Here is a 19,312-nt window from a genome sequence, read left to right on the forward strand (position 1 = left end):
TGTTGTCTTCCTTGACGGCGCGGGCGGCGCCGTTACCTCGATTGCGTGTTCTGCTGTTGCTGTTGCTGTTGCTCGATGCGTCGCCGCTGCACCGCTGCCTTGAGCGCCTCGATACGGGCCTGTTGCAGGGCCTGATCGTCCTGCCGTGGCGGGGCTTGGCGCGTGGCGGCCGACGCGGGCTGCGGCGGCACCGGACCGGCGATGCCGGAACTGGCCGGATGCTGTTCGATGTGGATGCCGTTACCCATCTGGGAGGGACGGGATGAGGGCGGCTGAGGCTGTCCGGGTGGCATGGGCGCGCCGTTCTTCGGGCCGTTGGCCAGCGGATCGGGGGCCGCCACCTTGAGGGTGAGCTCCCGCCTCTCGCCGCCGTTGTCGAACACGGCGCTTCGCGGTGTGAGTGAGGCGAGCGTCCAATGCCCGTCGCCGAGCGCCGAGCCTTCCTTTACCCGTACCGTAGGCGTGGTGGCATCCTTGCCGGTATCGCGCAGCAGGGCCATTCGCAGGCCCGACGTCATGATGATGCCGGTCAGTTCGAGGTCGCCGATGTTGCTCGACGAATCGTCACCGCCCGTGGCGGCGACGGGCTTGCGATCGGCCATGAACAGCGGGCGCTGCCAGACTTCGGCGAAATCGGTGATGGGGGTCGGTTTCGGCATCGCCGCCGCGCGCGTCTGCGGCAACGGTTCGGGAGGCGAAGGATCGTCCCACTGGATGCCACGCCCGACGCCCATCGCGAACGTGGCGCACACGGCCGCCAACGCGAGGGCGATACCGCCGAGGACCGGCGTGAGGCGACGCTGACCGGCCGCGTTCACGACGCCGCCTTCGCCGCGTGCGCGGCATGGATGTAACCGGACACGGTGAATTGCACTTCCATCGGCGCGGCCGCGCCGTTACGTGCGGCCACGGGATTGCGGTAGATGCTGAAGTCTTCGATGAAGAGATAGGGTGCCGCTTCCTCGATGTCGTGCAGCACGGCCGTCATCGGCTGCATCTGGCAACGCAGGCTGATGTTCACGGTGACCTTGCGGTAAGGCTCGCCCGCTTTCTCCTGGCTCGGTACCGGCATCTTCTGGACTACGTCGCAGGCGCCGTCTTCGTGATGCGCGGCCGCGACATCGACGATGCGTTGCATCAGGCCGGCGGCGGCGGCATTGGTGTCGTCCCCTTGCAGGAAGGCGTCGCTGCGCGTCTGGCCCTGTTCGAGGGAAGCCAGGCGCTTTTCCAGTTGCGGACGTTCGGCGATGGCGGCGGCGAAGCGGCGCTGCGAGTCGCGCAGGTCGCTCATTTCGTCGGCCATGGCCAGCTGCGGCGCCACGAACCACCAGTGGATCAATGCGAAGTAGGCGACGACCACCGCGACCAGGAGAAGCAGGATCGCCGCGACGCGGGATTCATTTGGCTTCATGCGCACCGGCGTTCTCCTTGGTCTTGGATGCGGGCACGGCGGTGACGGGCGATACCTTCGCCGGCGCGGTACCCGCCGCCGCGGTCCCTGCGGTCGACGCCGGGGCCGGCTGCGCGTGCGGATGGGGGGTTACCGTGCCCGGCTTGGGCGTCAGCGCCTTGGCCTGCATGTAGAAGCGTTCCTTGCCCGAGGTGGGATCGCTCTGGATGGTGCCCTGGAAGCTCGGTTCGCCGATGTAGGCGGCGCCTTTCATGGCGTCGATCAGGCGCGCCGCCTGGGGACTCTGGCCCTGGAAACCGATCTGCCCGCTGGCGTTGACCGTGAAGCGCTCCAGCCAGGTGTCGTCGGACAGGCGCTGGGTGAGCTCGGACAGCACGGGGAGGATCGCCGGCGATTCGGCTTTCCGCTTGGCGAGGAAACCGGAGGCACCCGCGCTTTCGGTCAGCCGCTGGCGCAAGACCTTGACCTTCTGCGCGTCGGAGCGAAGCGATTCGACCTGCGCGCGCATGTCTTCGAGGGCGGCGGTGCGATTGTGCAGCCAACCGGCCATGGCACCGAAGAGCAGGAGCACGATGACCGCCAGCAGGGCCGCGTTGAGGCGCGCGCGGCGATCGACCCGGCGCGGCACGCGGGCGGGCGGCAGGAGGTCGATGCCGGCGAGGCCATAACCCTGCGGCACGTCGACCCGGTCGGGCGACACGCCGAGCGCGGCCAGTTCGTCGAGCTGGGCGTCCAGTGCCTGACGCGGCGTGGCCGAAAGTTCGGCGACGAAGCGGCCGTCCGGCGCCGGCTCGCCCAGGTCGCGCACGCCGAAATGGATGTCTTCCGCGCGAAAAGGCGTCTGTCGGTCGAGGTCGAAGCCGACCACCTGACGAAGATTGTCGCGAGCGGCCACCGGCAGCACCAGGCGCCGACGCAGCACGCTGCCCGGCGGCAACAGCAGGGCGACGCGGCGGTCGGCGGGATCGGCCTCGGACAACGCGCGGGCCAGCGCCGCGGCGCGATGCTCGACGCCGTCGATGTCGTCGGCCGTGGCCAGGGCGAGGGAATCGCCCACGCGGCGCAACTGCCAGGCATCGCCCTGACGCTCAATCACGTACCAGCGCTTGCCGCCGGCGAAGGCCTGACGCCAGCGCACCGGCACCAGTGCCGACAATTCGCCGCCCCACCAGCGCAGGAAGCCCGGCAACGCGCTGCCTCGCCAGGCGCGGCGCAAGCGGTCGAGCTGCAGTTGGGAGGCGTCCTGCAAAGCGGTCATTCAGCGTCTCCTTCGCGCCAACGCAAAACGGCGTAGGGCTGGTTGCCCGATCTTATCCCACGTAATCGGATCGTCGATGTCAGTGAACTGCGCGTCCCATCGTCAAGGATGGCCTCCGCACGTATCGTGTGCGTGACACCATTACCTCCCGACGCGAGCGAACCCTGGGACTGCTGACGCTGCGCCAGGATGGCCTGGGCGCCGTTGTCGCCCAGGCCGGGGATGGCGGCCAGGGCAAGCGGCTGCGCATGTTCGGTATTGGGCCGCTCCCGTCCCGACCAGATGGTGAGGACCGGCTCCACCTTCGCCCACAGCGCCGGGTCCATGCCCAGCACCATGCGCGCCTCCTCGACCGTGGCGAACGGGGCGTTGCGCGGACCATAGCCGAGACCGGCCGCTTCGTATTGCGCTTTTTTCGCACCGTTGGGCGAAGCCGCGTCGCCGGGGCGGCGCCAGTCCTGGATGGCGGCCGCCACATGCCGCGCGGCATCGTCGTTGGCGCCCGCCGCCTTGAACAGGCCGACCAGCACGTCGTTGGATGCGGCGTTGAGGTCGACCTTGCCGTCCTCGTCGACGATGCTGACGGTGACCTTGGCGTCGTCGAAATCGAAGCGATAAAGGCGGCCGTCGGCGATCCAGCGCGCATCGATGTCGGGCGACTGCAAGCCGGCCACGGCGCGTGCCAGGCCGGCCTCCGCCGCATAGTGGGCGCGCACCTGCGCGAACTGGTAACGCGCCTGCAAACCCTCGGTACGCGCGAGCGCCGCGAACCCGCCGAGCATGATCGCCAGCAGGGTGCAGCCCCACAGCACGATGAGCAGCGCCACGCCACGCCGTTGCCGCCACTTCATCGGATCACCGGCCCGCGCGTACCGCGCCCCGAGAAGAAGCCGTTGCGGGAGGCGGACGCATCGATACGGACCGGTGCCACCATGTCGGGAAAGGCCACGCCGCCGTCGGCGTCGAGATGGATGCGCACCAGCAATGGCGTGCGCCGATGGTCGGCCCATTCGTCCTGCCAGTCCATCGGCCGGTTCTGGTCGTCCATGCCGCGATAGGCGAAACCGCCCTTGCGGATGCCGCGCAGGAGCACCTCCGGCTCGCCCAGCGGTTGGGGGTCGCCGCCGTCGGGCGGAATGAGCGCCAGCGTCACTTCCAGGCGCTGCCGCTCGCGGCCGTCGTCGACCAACGCGAGCGTGAGCAGTTGGGCGCCCATGCGCGAGAGGTAACCGGGCAGCGGCGCGACGAACTTCATCGTCTGCGCCCGGCCGTCGAAGACGAGCACGTCGCCGTCGTCGGTTTCGCCGTAGGGCATGACCAGCGCCTGGGCCAGTTCGTCGCGGATGAAGGTCTGCGCCGAGCGGATCTCGTCCATGCGCTCGATGGCATCGTCGCCGCTGCGCACGATGCGCGTCGCCGTACCGATGCCCGAATAGACGCCGAGCAGTACGATGGTGAGCAGTGCCAGGGCCGCCAGCACCTCCATCAGGCTGAAACCGCGAACGGAGCGCATCATGGGCCGTTCCCCGGCGGCGCGCCGAGACGCAACGTTGAAAAGCGGGCATGGCGTTCGTCGCCACCCTTCCCCCACATCACGTCGAGGTCGAGGCGATAGAGCACGTTGGCGGTGCCGTTGTCGGCGTTGACGGCGACGCCCGGCGCCTGCCAGGGCGATACGTCGAGGCGCCAGCGGTAGGTATCGTCGAAACGGCCTTCGGTGCTCCCCGCCTGCAAGGGCTCCATCACGAAGGCGCCGTCGAGCAGCGAGCGCGCGCGGAGCGCCGCCTGCGTGCGCTCGTTGGCGCGCGCGGTGAGGCTGAGCGAACTGCCCGCCACCTGCATGAGCGCGGCGAAGGCGATGGCGAGCACGGCGATGGCGGCGATGATTTCGAGCAGGCTGAAACCGCCCTGTGCCGATCGCCTCGCTTGGCCTTGCGCCGGATGACCCGGCGCCCTCATCGGGTATCCACCACGCTCACCGCGCCGGTGAGCCACGCCACGTTGACGTGCCATTCGCGGTCGCCACGCTTGAGCGTGATGCGGCCGCCGGTGGAACTGCCGTCCGGGAAGAAGCGGATGCGACCGGTGGTGGCGTTGGCCTGATCTTCCCGCGCGCTGGTGATGGACACGCGCATGTCCTTGGGCAGGCGCACGTCGCCCTTGCCGGGCGCGCGATAGGTGGCCTTGGCCGTATCCACCTCGAAAGCGAGGCTCTTGCCATGCACGATCGACTGCGCGCGCGTCCAGCGCAGCGACGCCGCCAGCTCACCGCTGGCGGCATTCACGCGCGCGCTGGCCAGACCCTGGGTGACCGGGATCGACACCGCGGCCGCGGCGATGCCGATCAGCAGGATCACGGCCAGCATCTCGAAGAGCGTGAATCCGCGCGGGCGCATGGCCGTGCTTCGTGCCTGGCGCGTCTTATTGCCAGTTGCCGACGTCGGCCGAATAGCCTTCGCCGCCGGCCTTACCGTCCTGGCCGTAGAACACCAGGTCGAAATTGCCGTGTTCGCCCGGATAGCGATAACCGAACGCGTGGCCCCAGGGATCCTTCAGGTCGGATTCCTTGGCGTACGGGCCCTGCCAGCTCGACGCATCGGCCGGCTTGGTGATGAGGTCGCTCAACTGCGCGGGCGGCGTGCCGTTGTCCAGCGCATAGTTTTCGATCTTCTGGCTGAGCGTGGTGAGCTGGGCCTTGCCCGCGCCGTACTTGCCCTTGTCGACGTTCTTGCCGACCTGGGTGACCACGATGGCGCCGATGATGCCGATCAGCACGATCACGGCGAGCATTTCCAGCAGCGTGAAGCCGCGGGCATGACGGGATGGCAGGGTACGCACGGTACGCATGGGCAAGCTCCTTGGAACGGTTTGATCAGTTGATGTTGCTGGTGAGGCTGAGCAGAGGCAACAGGATCGCCGCCATGATGAAGGCCACCAGCACGGTCATGACGATGGTGAGCGTGGGCACCAGCGCGGCGAGCAGCCGGTCGATGGCACGCTTGGCTTCCACGTCGAACGTGTCGGCGACCTTGAGAAGCATCGTATCGAGTGCGCCGGCTTCTTCACCGACCTGGATCATCTGCAAGGCCAGTCGCGGGAAGCGTTCGGTCTGGCTGAGCGCACTGCCCAGTCCCGAACCGCCCTTGACCCGGTCGGCGGCTTGCTCGAGCGCCTGGTCGAGCGCACGGTTGCCGGTGACCTGGCGCGCGATGGAAAGCGCCGAAAGCAACGGCACGCCGTTCTTCAGCAACGTGCCCAGCGTGCGTGCGATGCGCGCGGTTTCCACCTTCAGCAGCAGCGGGCCCGCCACCCGCATCGTGAGCAGGCGCGCATGGAAAGCGAGGCGGGTGTCCGGATCCTTCAGCCGCACGTTGAACAGCAGGCCACCCACCACGAGCACGAGCACCAGCGCCCACCACCAGTCGCTCACCACGGTACCGATGGCGAGCACCACCTTGGTGATGAGCGGGATCGGCACCTGCATGTCGGCGAAGATGGGCACGAACTGCGGCACCACGTAGGCGAGCAGCAGCACGAGCGAGCCGAGCACGCCCACCATGAGGAAGGCGGGGTAGATCAACGCGTTGATGATGCTTCCGCGCAAGGCTTGCGAACGCTCGAGGTAATCGGCCAGGCGGCGCAGGGTGTCGTCGAGCGAACCGCCGGCCTCGCCCGCGCGCACGAGGCTGATGTAGAGGCGCGGGAAGACGCCGTTCTCTTCGTCCAGCGCCGTGGACAGCGTGGTGCCGCCGCGCACGCGATCGCGCACGCGCTCGACGAGGTTCTTCGCGCGATCGCCCTCGGGCAGGTCGAGCAGGATGCCCAACGCGCGATCGAGCGGCTGGCCCGCACCGAGCAGCGTGGCGAGCTGGTGGGTGAACTGGGCGAGCTGGTCCCCGGTGAACGGGCCTTTCTGGAACAGCTTGGCCAGGCCGCCGCCGGAGGCGTCGCCATCGGCCGGCGCGGCTTCGAGCGGCGTGTGCCCCTGGTCTTGCAGGCGCGCGACCACGTCTTCGACGGATGCGGCCTCCATGCGGCCGGAAAGCACCTCGCCCACGGCACTGATCGCGCGATAGCGGAACTGGCTCATCGCGATGCCCCCTAGGATTCCTGCGTGACGCGCAGGACCTCCTCGATGGTGGTGATGCCGGCCACGGCCTTGGCCAGTCCGTCTTCGTACATCGTGCGCATGCCTTCGGCGCGCGCCTGGCGCTCGATCTCGCCGGCGTCGGCGCGCTGCATCACCAGGCGACGCAGCGGATCGCTCATCACCAGGAACTCCATGATCGCCCGGCGGCCACGGTAGCCGGTGGGATTGGCGGCGCTGGATCCCGGCTTCCACAGGCGGATGGGGCGCTCGTCGGTGTACTTGTGCAACTGGAACTGCTCGATCACCTCGGGCATCGCCTCGTAGGGAATCGCGGTTTCCGGATCGAGGCGGCGCACGAGTCGCTGGGCGAGGATGCCGTTCACCGTGGATCCGAGAAGGTAATCCTCCACGCCCATGTCGAGCAGGCGGGTGACACCGCCCGACGCGCTGTTGGTGTGCAGCGTGGAAAGCACCAGGTGGCCCGTGAGGGCCGACTGGATGGCGATGCGGCAGGTTTCCAGGTCGCGCATTTCGCCGATCATGATCACGTCGGGATCCTGTCGGACGATCGAGCGCAGCGCGCCGGTGAAGTCCAGGCCGATCTGCGGCTTCACCTGGATCTGGTTGATGCCCTCGATCTGGTATTCGACCGGGTCCTCGACCGTGATGATCTTCACGTCGGGCGTGTTGATCTGCGACAGCGCCGTGTAAAGCGTGGTGGTCTTGCCCGAGCCGGTGGGACCGGTGACCAACAGGATGCCGTGCGGACGGTCGAGCACCTCGATGAACCGGTCGAGGAAGTGCCCGGCGAAACCCAGCGAGGCGAAATCGAACACCACCGATTCGCGGTCGAGGATACGCATCACCACGGACTCGCCGAAGCTCGTCGGCACGGTGGAGACACGCAGGTCGAGCTCCTTGCCCTGCACGCGCAACTGGATGCGGCCGTCCTGGGGAAGGCGGCGCTCGGCGATGTTGAGGCGCGCCATGATCTTCACGCGCGAGATCACCGCGGCGGTGGAACTGGACGGCGGTGCTTCCACCTCGTGCAGCACGCCATCGATGCGATATCGCACCTTGAGACGATTCTCGAACGGCTCGATGTGCACGTCGGACGCGCGCTGTTCGACGGCACGTTGCAGGATCAGGTTCACCAGGCGGATCACCGGCGCTTCGGAAGCGAGGTCGCGCAGGTGTTCGACGTCGTCTTCCTCGGCCGCGTTGCCGTCGAGGCTTTCCACGATGCTGCCCATCGCGGATCGGCCCTGGCCGTAGTACCGCTCGATGAGATCGTCGATTTCCGAACGCAGGCCCACGCGCAACTGCACGTCGCGGCCCGTGGCCAGGCGCACCGCCTGCAAGGGATAAGGATCGGCGGGATCGGCGACGAGCAGCACCACGCCGTCCTCGCCCTCGCGCACGGGCACCACGTGGTATTGCTTGAGAAAACGCTGCGACAGCTCGATGTCGGCCGGCGGCAGGTCGGGCGCGTCCTTCGCGGCGAGCAGCGGCAGGCCGAGCAGGTCGGCCCACGCGTCGGCGAGATCGCGTTCGGACACCAGGCCCAAGCGCGCCATCAGCGCCGTGAGCGTGCCTTCGGGCGTTTCGTCGTGAAGGCGGCGCGCCCGCGCGAGGTCGGTATCCTTCAGGCGGCCGTGCGCCACCAGGTGCGCGCATACCTGGGCTTCGCCGGGTTCTCCGGTAAGCATGTCCTTATGCTCGGTCATCGCAGACATGCCATCCTCACGGTCCGTTCAATGCATGGGTTGCGCGATCGTTCCTGACCGCGCGGGCCGATATTGGTAGCACATCCCATGCGTCGAGGGCGACCGCGACGTGACCATGACGTGATGCATGACGGAAACGTGCAACTCACGCCCGTCCCGGCCAATGCCGGAACGGGGCGGCGGCCGTGCGGCCGCCGCCCCGTCGCTTACCAGCCGACGCCTACACCGACGCCGCCGGAAGCCTCACCGCCGCTGACGGCGGCGCCGAAGGTCAGACTGGCCCTCGACGACAGGGCTTTGGAGAAGCCCACCGACAGCGCGCCCTGCCCCTTGTAGCCGCCGACGCCGACACCCAGTCGGTTGTCGCCGTTGACGCCCTGGGTGCTGAACGCCATCTGCGACATGGCCGCGCCCATCGCGCCCACCTTGTTCAGGCGATCGTTGAGGTTGTTGAAGCGGTGGTCGACCTCACGCTTGTACTGGTCGAAGGCGCCGCCGGTCACCACGTCGCCGAACTTCTGGTCGGTGTAGGCCTTGGCGCTGCTCAACGTGGCCGCGTCGCCCTGGTCGGCGTAGGACTTCGCCGTGGCGACGGCCTGGTCGACCTGGCTGACGTTGGCCGCGTCGGTGGGCGCGGTGCCCGCGGCGACGTTGGTGATCGGGGCTCCGCCGCCATCGACCGCCGGCGTGACCGGAATCGGCGCCGCGGCGGCGGCCGCTACCGGAGTGCCGGAAGCGACCGGTGCGGCGGTCATCGCGGCCGAAACTTCCGGCGCGGCCTCCGTCACCGTCGCCGTCGCGGCCGCCGCCGGTGTCGCCACCGACGCCGTACGGGCCGCGGTGCGTGGCAGGCTGGTGCCCGGCCCCTTGGTGCCGCCTGTGCCGGCCGTCGAGCTCGACTCCAGGCTGCCTACCCGGGTGTTCAGCGACGAGATCGCGCCGTCCAGGGCACCTACCGCATCGCCCACCGACCCGTAGGTGCCGCCCTGCACCCGATAACTCGGACCGACCAGGCCGTTGGCGCCCATGGTCGCGCCGCCGCCGAGCGCCATCGCCACGGCGTTGCCCGCCGCGTTCGAGGCGCCCCCGAAGGCACCGGACAGAGCCGTATTGAGCTGGCTCAGGTTCACCGCGTCGGTGGCCTGCGTACCGGCCGCCACGTTGGTGATCTGCCGGTTGCCGCTCGCGCTGCCTACCGACACCGTGTTGGCCCGCGTGGCGGTGGAGCCCGCGCCGAGGGCCACCGAATTGGCGGCCAGCGCGCGAGCGCTGTCGCCGATGGCGGTGGACGAGGCGCCCGAGGCATTGGCGGAGGCGCCGAACGCCGTAGCCGACTCCTTGCTCGCCGTCGCCAGGGCGCCGACGGCCGTGGAAAGGTCGCCCGACGCGCTGGCGCCCGAACCGACCGCCGTGGCGAAGCCGCCCGTGGCCGCCGCATCGTCGGAGCCGTCGCCCGCCCCCGTGGCGGACACGTAATGGGCAGCCGAGCTGACGCTGCCCGCCAGATCGTTCAGCTGGTTGACGTTGACCGCGTCGGTGCCTTGCTGGCCCGCCGCCACGTTGACCACCTGCCGCTCGCTTCCGCGATCGCCCACGGACACCGTGTTGGTGCGATCGGCGACCGAGTTGGAGCCCAGTGCCACGCTGTTCGCGCCGCGTGCGGTGGAGAAATCGCCCACCGCGACGCTGCTCGCACCCGAGGCCCAGCTGTCGACGCCCAGGGCCGTGGCGTTCGTGCCCGGCGCGTAGGCGAAATAACCCACGGCCGTGCTGCCCACGCCCTCGGCGGCGGCAATCGCACCCACCGCGGTCGCGTTGTCGGCCACCGCCTGGGCACCGCCACCGAACGCGGACGCGTTCTGCCCGGTCGCACCGGTGAATACCTGCAGCCCGCTGAAGGTCCCCGGCCCACCGACGGCCACCGAACCGTTGCCCGATGCCGTGGTGGACGTACCGATCGCCGTCGAGTAGTCGCCGGTGGCGTTGGCCACCGCGCCGACGGCCGTGGACTGGGCTCCCGAGGCATAGGCGCCCACGCCGTTGGCCGTCGCCGCGAAGCCGTTGGCACTCGCGCTCGCGCCCACCGCCGTACCGCCGACACCCGCGCTCGTCGCACCGGTATCCACCGGCACGCCGCCGTTGGTGATCAGCGCGTTGCCGTTTTCGTCCACGGCATTGCCACCGACCGCCACGCTGGCCGGACCGGTCGCCTGCGCGTTCGCGCCGTAGGCGGCGCTGTTCTGTCCCGACGCCACCGCGCCGTAGCCCGACGCCGTCGCCTGCTGGCCCGCCGCCACCGCGCCCGATCCGAACGCGCTCGCACCATCCGCTCCCGCGAACGCGCCCGACCCCGCCGCCGTGGCGTACTGGCCGAGCGTCTGCGCATCGTCGCTGCCGTCGCCCTGGCCACTCGCCTTGAAGTAATGACTGGCGTCGCTCACGCTGCCGGCCACCGCATCGAGCTGGCCCTTGTTCACCGCATCGGTGTCTTCCGTTCCCGCGGCCACGTTGGTGACCTGACGCTCGGCACCCACGTCGCCGACCGACACCGTGTTCGCCCTGTCGTTGAACGATCCCGCGCCCAGGGCTACCGAATTGGCCGCCGCGGCGATGGCCGACTCGCCGACCGCCGTGCTGCTCACGCCATCGGCGTACGAGTTCCAACCCAGTGCCGTGGCGTAATCGTTCGTCGCCCACGCTCCCGTACCGAACGCCGAAGCGCCCACGCCCGTGGCCTGCGCCGGAATCAGGCCGAAGAACGTGCTGCCGCCGACCGCCACGCTCTCATCGCCCGTGGCCTGCGCCGATTCGCCGACCGCCACGCTGCTGGTGCCCGTCGCTGCGCTCTGCGTGCCGACCGCCGTGGACAGGTCGCCGATGGCATTGGCGACCGCACCGAACGCCGAAGCCTGTGCACCGGAGGCATAGGCACCCACGCCGTTCGCCGTGGCGGCGAAGCCGCTGGCGTTCGCGCTCGCACCCACCGCCGTGCCGCCGACACCCGCGCTCGTCGCACCGGTGTCCACCGGCACGCCGGCGTTGGTGATCAGCGGATTGCCGTTTTCGTCGACCGCGTTACCGCCCACCGCCACGCTGCCCGGGCCGTCGGCCTCGGCGCCCGCGCCGAACGCTGCACTGTTCTGGCCCGTCGCGACCGCACCGTAACCCATCGCCGTCGCCTGCTGGCCCGCCGCCACCGCGCCCGAGCCGAACGCGCTCGCACCGTCCGCTCCCGCGAACGCACCCGAGCCCGCCGCCGTGGCGTACTGGCCCAGCGTCTGCGCATCGTCGCTGCCGTCGCCCTGGCCGCTCGCCTTGAAGTAATGGCTCGCGTCGCTCACGCTGCTTGCCACGTCGTCCAGCTGCGACTTGTTCACAGCGTCGGTCGCTTCCGTGCCCGCCGCGACGTGGGTGATCTGGCGCTCCGCGCCCGCGTCGCCCACCGACACCGAGTTGTCGCGATCGGTCGTCGAATTGGCACCGATCGCGACCGCATTGTCGTTGAGCGCCCAGGCGTTCGCGCCCAGCGCCGTGGCGTTGTCGCCGAGCGCCCAGCTTCCGGCACCGATCGCCACCGCGTTCGCGCTTTCCAGGCCGAACAGGGCAAAGCCCGTTTCCGCGCCGTTACCGATCGCCACGCTGCCCACGCCGGCGGCGCTGGCCGCGCTGCCCAGCGCCGTCGAACCGTCGCTGTACGCGGCCGCGCCCGCGCCGACCGCCGTCGACTGCACGCCGTCGGCCAGCGATTCCGAACCCAGCGAGGTCGAGAGGTCGCCCGTGGCATTGGCCACGGCGCCCATGGCCACCGCTTCCGCACCGGAAGCAAACGCACCCACGCCGCTCGCCGTGGAAGCGAAGCCGCTGGCGTTCGCGCTCGCGCCCACCGCCGTGCCGCCGACACCCGCGCTCGTCGCACCCGTATCGACCGGCACCCCACCGTTGGTGATCAGCGGATTGCCGTTTTCGTCGACCGCGTTGCCGCCGACCGCCACGCTGCCCGGACCGGTCGCCTGTGCGTTCGCACCGTACGCCGCGCTGTTCTGGCCCGACGCCACCGCACCGTAACCGGTCGACGTCGACTGCCCGCCCGTCGCCACCGCGCCGGAACCGACGGCGGACGCACCCAGTGCCGCGGCGTACGAACCCTGGCCGACCGCCGTGGCGTAGTCACCGTCGGTCGCACTGCTGGCACCGAAACTCGATGCGCCCGCGCCCACGGCGACGGCGTTATGTCCGATGGCCGTGGATTCTTCACCGAACGTCGCGCTGTCGGCGCCCACGGCCGTGGCGCCGGCGGCCTGCGAAAGCGAGTTGGCGCCCACCGCGGTACCGTTTTCCCAGATGACCTGCGCATTGCCGCCGAGCGCCGTGGCGTTCTTGTCCACGGCACGCGCGCTGCCGCCGAGGGCGACGGCAAGGTCGCCCACCGCCGTCGAGTTCGCACCCACCGTCGTCGCCTGCGCACCGACCGCGCCCGTGTGTGCGCCGACGGCCGTGGCGTCGACATCGGCGGCCACCGCCGACATGCCGACGGCCGTGGCGTTTTCATGGTCCGCCGTGCTCAACCAGCCGAGCGCCGTCGCATAGTCGGCCGAGGCCCAGGCGCCGGCGCCGAACGCGGAAGCACCGGCACCGGTCGCCTCCGCTGGAATGAAGCCGAAGAAGGCCGCGCCACCCACGGCGACGCTTTCCTCACCCGTGGCCTGTGCCGATGCGCCGACCGCCAGACTGCTGGTGCCCGTCGCCGCGCTCTGCGTGCCGACCGCCGTGGACAGGTCGCCGATGGCATTGGCGACCGCACCGAACGCCGAAGCCTGTGCACCGGAGGCATAGGCACCCACGCCGTTCGCCGTGGCGGCGAAGCCGCTGGCGTTCGCGCTCGCACCCACCGCCGTGCCGCCGACACCCGCGCTCGTCGCACCGGTGTCCACCGGCACGCCGGCGTTGGTGATCAGCGGATTGCCGTTTTCGTCGACCGCGTTACCGCCCACCGCCACGCTGCCCGGGCCGTCGGCCTCGGCGCCCGCGCCGAACGCGGCACTGTTCTGGCCCGTCGCGACCGCACCGTAACCCATCGCCGTCGCCTGCTGGCCCGCCGCCACCGCGCCCGATCCGAACGCGCTCGCACCATCCGCTCCCGCGAACGAGCCCGACCCCGCCGCCGTGGCGTACTGGCCGAGCGTCTGCGCATCGTCGCTGCCGTCGCCCTGGCCACTCGCCTTGAAGTAATGACTGGCGTCGCTCACGCTGCCGGCCACCGCATCGAGCTGGCCCTTGTTCACCGCATCGGTGTCTTCCGTTCCCGCGGCCACGTTGGTGATCTGCCGAGTGGCCGCCGGATAGAGGGTGCCGCTGGAAGCGTCTTCCCACGGAGCGGCCGCACCTACCGAGATCGTGTTCTCGCGATCGGCAAGCGAGCCGTAACCCAGGGCCACGCTGTTGTTGGCGGTCACCCTGCTTTCGGTTCCCAGTGCCGCTCCATACTGTGCAAACACCGTACTGCCTTCGCCCAGCGCCACGGAATATCCGTTGGCATAGGCTCGATCACCCAGTGCCGTGCTGTAGTCGCCGAGGCCCAGGCTGGCACTGCCGAGCGCCGTGCTTCTGAGGCCACTGGCGCTGGCATTCATGCCCATCGCGGTACCGCGCACGCCGTCGCTCGTACTGCCGGTACCCACCGCCGTGGAGAAGTCGCCGGAAGCCGTCGAGAAACTGCCGATCGCCGTGCTGGACTCGCCGTTGGCGTTGGATATCCAGCCGATCGCTATGCTCTGCGATCCCGCCGCGGTGCTCTGGGGACCCACCGCCGTCGAAACGTCGCCATAGGCACTGGACGAGGCACCCACCGCCACGCTGCCCACGCCCACCGCGCTGGCCGCGCTACCCAGCGCGGTCGAACCGTCACTGTACGCCGCCGCGCTCGCGCCGACCGCCGTCGACTGCACACCATCGGCCAACGACTCCGATCCCAGCGAGGTCGAAAGATCGCCCGTGGCATTGGCCACGGCGCCCAAGGCCACGGCTTCCGCGCCGGAGGCGTAAGCGCCCACGCCGTTGGCCGTTGCCGCGAAGCCGCTGGCGGTCGCGCTCGCACCCACCGCCGTGCCGCCCACGCCCGCGCTCGTCGCGCCGGTGTCCACCGGCACGCCGCCGTTGGTGATCAGCGCGTTGCCGTTTTCGTCCACGGCATTGCCGCCCACCGCCACGCTGCCCGGACCCGTCGCCTGCGCGTTCGCACCGTAGGCGGCGCTGTTCTGGCCCGAGGCCACCGCGCCGTAACCCGACGCCGTCGCCTGCTGGCCCGTCGCCACCGCGCCCGATCCGAACGCGCTCGCACCGTCGGCGCCCGCGAACGCCCCCGAGCCCGCCGCCGTGGCGTACTGGCCGATGGTCTGCGCATCGTCGCTGCCGTCGCCGTTGCCGCTCGCCTTGAAGTAGTGGCTCGCGTCGCTCACGCTGCTCGCCACCTCGTCCAACTGCGACTTGTTTACCGCGTCGGTCGCTTCCGTACCTGCGCCGACGTTGGTGATCTGCCGCGTCATCGCGGCATGCACCACGCCATTGCGATCGACCCAATCCTGCGACGCACCGACCGACACCGTATTGTCGCGCACGGTCATCGAGCCCGAACCCAGCGCCACCGAACCGGCGTTGTTCGCGTAGCTGCCCGCGCCCAGCGCCACGGCTCCCTCGAACACCGCCGTGCTCCGCGAGCCGATGGAAATCGTATCGTCGAGCGCCGTGCCCGACTGGTAGCCGAGCGCGATGGAGTTATTGCCATAGGCCGCCGCTTCGCCACCCACGCCCGTGGCATTCTCGCCGTAGCCGATGGCGAATTCGCCCAGTGCCGTGGCGTTGTTCTGGTAAGCCGCCGCGCTCCAGCCCAGCGCGGTTCCGCGCGTACCGCCCGCCGCGGCGAGCAGGCCCACGGCCGTGCCATAGTCGCGCGAATAGGCCCCGGCGCCGAACGAGGTGGCGCCATAGCCCAGCGCCTGCGTATGCAGGAACGCCGCACCGCCGGGGATGCCATAGAGGAGGTTCGCCTGGCCGCCGACGGCTGTGCTCGATTCGCCGAGCGCCTCGCTCTTGTAACCCATGGCCATCGCGTAGTCGGCGGAGGAGTTCGCCGAAGCACCCAGTGCGATGCCCTGCACGCCCATCGCCTGCGCGTTCGCGCCTGCCGCGTAGCCCAACGAACCGGCGGCTAGCGCGTTGTTGCCGAAGGCCATGCTTTGCGCCCCGGCGGCCTGCGCCCCGGCGCCATAGGCCGCGCTCGCATCGCCACTGGCGACGCTGCCGATACCGGTCGCGGTGGACTGGTTGCCCGTGGCGACCGCGCCGCTGCCGGTCGCGGTGGCGCCGTCGGCGCCGGCGAACGAACCGGAGCCCGTCGCCGTCGCGAACCGGCCGAGCGCCTGCGCGTCGTCCGTGCCGTCGTCGTTGCCGGTGGCCTGGTGATAGCGCGACACGCCGTCGACATCGTCGGAAAGCTGGCTGACCGTGCTTTCCACGCCGTCGACGCGCGTGGACACCTTGTCGACCGACTTTGACAACGTATCCACCCTGTTGGACACCCCGGTGACGTTGGTCGATACCTTGTCGAGCTGACGCTTGTTCACCGCGTCGGTGGCCTGCGTGCCATCGGCGAGGTTGGTGAGCTGCCGCTCGGCGTTCTGCGAACCGATCGAAACCGTGTTGGCCCGGTTGGCGATGCTGTCGCTGCCGAGGGCGACGGAATTCTTCGCCGTGGCCTGCGCGTCCGTGCCGAAGGCGGAGCTGGCCGAACCGCTGGCCATGGAGGATTCGCCCACCGCCACGGTATCGGTACCGCTGGCCCGCGAGGACTGACCCAGCGCCGTGGACCATGCGCCGGTGGCCTGGGCGTCATATCCGTAGGCGGTCCCGTCGTCGTTGGCTTTCGCCTTCGTGCCGACGGCCGTGCTGTATTCGCCGCTGGCCTTGGCCGAGGTGCCGCATGCGAACGCATCGGTGCCCTTGGCGACCGGCGCCTTGCCCTGCAGGCCGAGCAGGTAGCCGCCACAGACGTTGCTGCCGTCGCCCGCATGCACCGGCGCGCTGCCCAGCGCCAGCATCATGCCGGCGGCCAGGGGCAGCGCCGCCATGGCGGCACGCGCTCGCTTGGCGGATCCGCCCTTGCCGTTCGCGCGTGCGAATTCCGACGCGACCACGAGCATGCCAAGCGACTTGTTCCAAACCTTGCTGTAGATGGTATTCACGAAAAACTTCCTCCCAGGTGGCCGCTCAAAAGCGAATAGATGCGCGCACCGCGCCTCGCGCGATGCGTCGCCCGTCCGTCGCCGTCGCGGCGGACTTGCCGTCCAAAACCGTTCCCCTTACCCCGTGCCCCTTGCCGCGAAGCAAAGAGGCCCCGTCGCGCGGGGCCTCTTTCTTCCATCGGCTTACTTCACGTACGTACCCAGGACGCTTACGCCCGAGTAGGCCTTCTCTCCCTTCACGGTCAGCGTCCAGGTGCCCGCGGCGGGTTTCGCCGCCGTGTACATCTCGGAGTTGCCCGGACGGTTCGGCTGCGTCGTGACCTTGCCCGACGGATCGGTCACGCTGATCGACACGTCACCCGAGCCGCCATAGGTGCGCAGGCCCAGCGTCTTCGCGTTGGCCGGCACGTCGAGCGTGTACGCCTTGGTGGCACCCACGGCTCCCTGCTGACCGGTCAACGCGACGTTGTTGGTCAACGCGATACCCGGAGGCGGAGGCGGCGCGCCCCACGCGTCGAACTGCTTCTGCGTTTCCGCATCGGACAGGCACGCGTTGAGGCTGCTGGCCTGGCCGGCGGTGATGAGGCCGTCGGCGGCGAGCTGCGAGGCATAGGCGGTGATCGCGCTGCGATACGCACCCACGTCGGCGGCACTGCCGGCGAGGATCTTCGCGTTGGCGAATACGTTGGCACCGATGATCATGCCGCCCGGCACGACCCTGGGAATGCCGGTATCGCACGTCAGCAGCAACTGGTTGGTGTAGTCGATGCCCCAGCCGATGTCCTTGAACAGCGCCGGACCGAGGTCGAGATCGATTTCGCCGCGAAGATCCTGGTTGATGGCGTATTCCATGATCGCGTTCGGCGTCAGCCGCGTGTCGTAGTGCGAGAACGACGAGCCGCCCGCGAGCACGGCCGGCGCGTAGATCTGCACGCCGTCGGCATTGGTACCGGCCAGGCCGTTGCCCTTGGTCACCGAGCCGGTGAGGCCGGCGAGGTTGGCCTTCAGCGTATTGCCGTCCGCCTGGCTCACCAGGATCACCGGGATGTTCACCGGCGAGGCGGGCGTACCACCCGGGGTCACCGCGGCGGGCTGGTTGTTGGCGAGCAGCACGGCGGTGGCTCCCGCGGCCTGCGCGTTGAGCGACTTGACCGTGAAGTCGCAGGTGCCGCGATCGATCAGCGCCACCTTGCCGGCGATGGCCGATGCATTGGTGATGGCATTGCAACCGTCGTTGGGCACGGCCTGAACCACGGCACCCGAGAAATTGGCGCTGGTGGCGAGCGGACCGAAGCTGGCCTGCGCAAACCCGTAGTCACCCACCGCGCCCGCCGGAGCGGTGACGCGATAGACGTCGGGCTGCGAGAGCGCGAGCGGCGCCTCGGCCACGACGGTGGCGCCGGTGAACGCAAGGTTGCCGTCGTCGACCGCGGCGGAAACGCGCTGGGCGTTCGTCAGGCTGTACCAGGGCGTGCCCTTGTACTTGACGAAGTAGCTGTAGATGTCCGGGTTGCCCTGGAACGGCTGGCCGGTCGTGAGGCTGTCCAGGCCGAGGAAACCCAGACCGTGCGACATCTCGTGCAGCACGACGTTGAGGAAGTCGATCTGACCGGACGGCACCTTGTGGTCCAGGCCCATGTACCACTTCGAGCCCTCGATGCAGCCGGGCGAACCCAGCGCGCCGTTGAACTGGCTCTGGATGTCCGGATTGCCCGGATCGCCGTCTTCACCGGCGATGGCATCGGCCTCCGCACCCGTCACCCACGTATTCGCGGGAACGTTGCCTTGCGGCGAATCGAAGGTGAACACCGAGACCGGGCCCGACGAACCGAGCACGCCGCCGGTGGCATCGCACTCCAACGGCTCGAAGGTCGCGTTGTTGACGATGGTGACGTCGCTCTTGAGGTACGCACCGTGGATGTCGGCGGCGAACAGGAAGACGTTGAACGCCTGCTCACCGAACGTCGTTCCCGGGTTGCCGCCGATCGGCGTGGCGGGCGTGTGATCGTCGAAGCCCTGGCCGGTGCCCACGTCCTGGTTGACGATCTTGATCGTCGCGGCGCCGGCGTTCATGGCACCGAGCAATCCGGCGGCGAGAAGGGCGGTGTAGAGAAGTCCGCGACGGTTCATCGTGTGGCCTCCGGTGCCTTCGGCGCGGCCTGGTCGCCGTCGTGGTGGATGCTGATCGTGCCGTCCGCGTTGCGGGTGGCGACGACGCTGCTCATCATTTCCTGCGGCACCTTGACCGCCTTGCCGTGCATGCCGTTGCCGAAGTCGACGACGCGAACGGTCTTGGCCGCGTCGGCACGGGTGCGCGGCTGCGCGGAGAACGAGGTGATGCGGTTCTGGCGTTCCTGGAACGCCTTGGCGTAGGCGGCCCGCTCGGCATCGGTCGGCGCGCGCAACTGGTGCGTCACCGGATCGATGGCGACCTGCACGCCCGCGGCCACGGCACGCGGGGTGGACTGAGTGGTAGGCGTGTCGGCGGCGTACGCCGCTCCCGCCACGGTGAACATGCCCGTCAGCACGAGGCCGACGGCCTGTGCCAGTGTTCGTGAAGTCATTACCTTTACCTCCCTAAAACGGCGC

The 19,312-nt window shown here is 69.6% G+C and carries 13 protein-coding genes; all 13 read right to left on the minus strand.

From position 1 onward, the window contains the following. Positions 1–32: 32 nt before the first annotated feature. Positions 33–818 (minus strand): general secretion pathway protein GspN, encoded by a 786-nt coding sequence (locus L2Y94_RS19175; RefSeq protein WP_247371167.1) that lies wholly within the window; start codon positions 816–818, stop codon positions 33–35. Then, the gene (gene gspM, locus L2Y94_RS19180) at positions 815–1,411 is read right to left on the minus strand and encodes a type II secretion system protein GspM (protein WP_247371170.1); all 597 of its coding nucleotides are present in this window, start codon (positions 1,409–1,411) and stop codon (positions 815–817) included. The genes L2Y94_RS19175 and gspM overlap by 4 nt, the downstream gene beginning before the upstream one ends. Next, positions 1,398–2,669, minus strand: a complete 1,272-nt coding sequence (locus L2Y94_RS19185; RefSeq protein WP_247371171.1) for a type II secretion system protein GspL — start codon at positions 2,667–2,669, stop codon at positions 1,398–1,400. Before L2Y94_RS19185 ends, gspM begins: the two co-directional genes overlap by 14 nt. Continuing rightward, complete coding sequence (locus L2Y94_RS19190) at positions 2,666–3,520, minus strand: type II secretion system minor pseudopilin (RefSeq protein ID WP_247371172.1); 855 nt, start codon at positions 3,518–3,520, stop codon at positions 2,666–2,668. Before L2Y94_RS19190 ends, L2Y94_RS19185 begins: the two co-directional genes overlap by 4 nt. Continuing rightward, entirely contained in the window at positions 3,517–4,185 is a 669-nt protein-coding gene (locus L2Y94_RS19195; protein WP_345780006.1) for a prepilin-type N-terminal cleavage/methylation domain-containing protein, read from the minus strand. Before L2Y94_RS19195 ends, L2Y94_RS19190 begins: the two co-directional genes overlap by 4 nt. After that, positions 4,182–4,628: a prepilin-type N-terminal cleavage/methylation domain-containing protein gene (locus L2Y94_RS19200; RefSeq protein ID WP_247371175.1), complete on the minus strand. Its 447-nt coding sequence runs from the start codon at positions 4,626–4,628 to the stop codon at positions 4,182–4,184. Before L2Y94_RS19200 ends, L2Y94_RS19195 begins: the two co-directional genes overlap by 4 nt. Beyond that, a complete protein-coding gene (locus L2Y94_RS19205; protein WP_247371177.1) occupies positions 4,625–5,065 on the minus strand; it encodes a GspH/FimT family pseudopilin in 441 nt (146 codons plus the stop codon). The genes L2Y94_RS19200 and L2Y94_RS19205 overlap by 4 nt, the downstream gene beginning before the upstream one ends. 25 nt (positions 5,066–5,090) lie before the next feature. Beyond that, a complete protein-coding gene (locus tag L2Y94_RS19210; protein ID WP_247375349.1) occupies positions 5,091–5,459 on the minus strand; it encodes a type II secretion system protein GspG in 369 nt (122 codons plus the stop codon). 82 nt (positions 5,460–5,541) lie between these two features. Continuing rightward, positions 5,542–6,759, minus strand: a complete 1,218-nt coding sequence (gspF, locus tag L2Y94_RS19215; RefSeq protein ID WP_247371180.1) for a type II secretion system inner membrane protein GspF — start codon at positions 6,757–6,759, stop codon at positions 5,542–5,544. Between the two features lie 11 nt (positions 6,760–6,770). Next, a complete protein-coding gene (gene gspE / locus L2Y94_RS19220; protein ID WP_247371182.1) occupies positions 6,771–8,486 on the minus strand; it encodes a type II secretion system ATPase GspE in 1,716 nt (571 codons plus the stop codon). Positions 8,487–8,692: 206 nt separating this feature from the next. Next, the gene (locus tag L2Y94_RS19225) at positions 8,693–16,723 is read right to left on the minus strand and encodes an ESPR-type extended signal peptide-containing protein (RefSeq protein WP_247371185.1); all 8,031 of its coding nucleotides are present in this window, start codon (positions 16,721–16,723) and stop codon (positions 8,693–8,695) included. A 183-nt stretch (positions 16,724–16,906) separates the two neighbouring features. Then, positions 16,907–18,853: a PA domain-containing protein gene (locus L2Y94_RS19230; RefSeq protein ID WP_247371186.1), complete on the minus strand. Its 1,947-nt coding sequence runs from the start codon at positions 18,851–18,853 to the stop codon at positions 16,907–16,909. Next, on the minus strand, positions 18,850–19,287 hold the full coding sequence (locus L2Y94_RS19235) for a post-PEP-CTERM-1 domain-containing protein (RefSeq protein ID WP_247371189.1): 438 nt from the start codon (positions 19,285–19,287) through the stop codon (positions 18,850–18,852). Before L2Y94_RS19235 ends, L2Y94_RS19230 begins: the two co-directional genes overlap by 4 nt. Positions 19,288–19,312 lie beyond the last annotated feature (25 nt).

Origin of the sequence: Luteibacter aegosomatis, assembly GCF_023078455.1 — a bacterium.
Classification (GTDB): domain Bacteria; phylum Pseudomonadota; class Gammaproteobacteria; order Xanthomonadales; family Rhodanobacteraceae; genus Luteibacter; species Luteibacter aegosomatis.

What these genes read in the sequence shown, in the direction of transcription:
- L2Y94_RS19190 (WP_247371172.1), bottom strand. Translation starts at nt 3,520, where the DNA reads ATGAAGTGGCGGCAACGGCGTGGCGTGGCGCTGCTCATCGTGCTGTGG.
- L2Y94_RS19205 (WP_247371177.1), bottom strand. Translation starts at nt 5,065, where the DNA reads ATGCGCCCGCGCGGATTCACGCTCTTCGAGATGCTGGCCGTGATCCTG.
- L2Y94_RS19210 (WP_247375349.1), bottom strand. Translation starts at nt 5,459, where the DNA reads ATGCTCGCCGTGATCGTGCTGATCGGCATCATCGGCGCCATCGTGGTC.
- L2Y94_RS19230 (WP_247371186.1), bottom strand. Translation starts at nt 18,853, where the DNA reads ATGAACCGTCGCGGACTTCTCTACACCGCCCTTCTCGCCGCCGGATTG.
- L2Y94_RS19185 (WP_247371171.1), bottom strand. Translation starts at nt 2,669, where the DNA reads ATGACCGCTTTGCAGGACGCCTCCCAACTGCAGCTCGACCGCTTGCGC.
- gspM (WP_247371170.1), bottom strand. Translation starts at nt 1,411, where the DNA reads ATGAAGCCAAATGAATCCCGCGTCGCGGCGATCCTGCTTCTCCTGGTC.
- L2Y94_RS19200 (WP_247371175.1), bottom strand. Translation starts at nt 4,628, where the DNA reads ATGAGGGCGCCGGGTCATCCGGCGCAAGGCCAAGCGAGGCGATCGGCA.
- L2Y94_RS19235 (WP_247371189.1), bottom strand. Translation starts at nt 19,287, where the DNA reads ATGACTTCACGAACACTGGCACAGGCCGTCGGCCTCGTGCTGACGGGC.
- gspE (WP_247371182.1), bottom strand. Translation starts at nt 8,486, where the DNA reads ATGACCGAGCATAAGGACATGCTTACCGGAGAACCCGGCGAAGCCCAG.
- gspF (WP_247371180.1), bottom strand. Translation starts at nt 6,759, where the DNA reads ATGAGCCAGTTCCGCTATCGCGCGATCAGTGCCGTGGGCGAGGTGCTT.
- L2Y94_RS19195 (WP_345780006.1), bottom strand. Translation starts at nt 4,185, where the DNA reads ATGATGCGCTCCGTTCGCGGTTTCAGCCTGATGGAGGTGCTGGCGGCC.